Genomic DNA, 660 nt, shown 5'->3' with positions numbered 1-660 from the left:
CGAAGGCATCAATGTGCTTGAGCATACAGAAGCCAGCGAAGTGCGTTACGACGGACAACACTTCATTCTCAAAACCAATGCCGGAACATTAAAAGCAGAACAACTGCTCGTGGCCACAGGCCGTACGCCCAATACGGAAAACCTCGATTTAAAAACCATCGGTGTACAAACTGAACGCGGTGCAATAACGATTAACGATCGCATGCAAACCTCTAACTCAAGAGTATATGCGGCAGGCGACTGTACGAATCAGCCGAAGTTTGTCTATGTCGCCGCCGCAGGCGGCAGCCGAGCCGCTATTAACATGACGGGCGGTGATGCGCATCTTGATCTCAGTGCCATGCCCGAGGTTATCTTTACTGATCCACAAGTCGCCACGGTGGGTTTATCAGAAGCTGATGCTAAAACTGGTGGTTACGTCACCGAAAGCCGCACGTTGGGCCTTGAAAATGTCCCACGGGCATTGGTTAACTTCGATACCCAAGGGTTTATAAAAATTGTCGCAGAAAGTGGCAGCGGCCGGCTGCTCGGTGTTCAAGTCGTCGCAGGAGAAGCTGGTGAGTTGATTCAAGCTGCTGTAATGGCGATAAGAGCAGGAATGACAGTCAATGAGTTGGCTGATGAGCTCTTCCCATACCTTACGATGGTAGAAGGCTTAAA

General features: G+C 50.3%; 1 protein-coding gene. It reads left to right on the top strand.

Annotated features, from left to right (window positions below):
- A partial coding sequence (locus ACP7H9_RS14160) for an FAD-dependent oxidoreductase (RefSeq protein ID WP_439222925.1) occupies positions 1 to 660 on the top strand: 660 nt, incomplete at both ends.

It is taken from the genome of Idiomarina sp. ST20R2A10 (assembly GCF_051842345.1).
GTDB lineage: Bacteria > Pseudomonadota > Gammaproteobacteria > Enterobacterales > Alteromonadaceae > Idiomarina > Idiomarina loihiensis.
The sequence above is the reverse complement of the archived record's forward strand: the minus strand, read 5'-3'. Positions and strand labels throughout refer to the sequence as shown.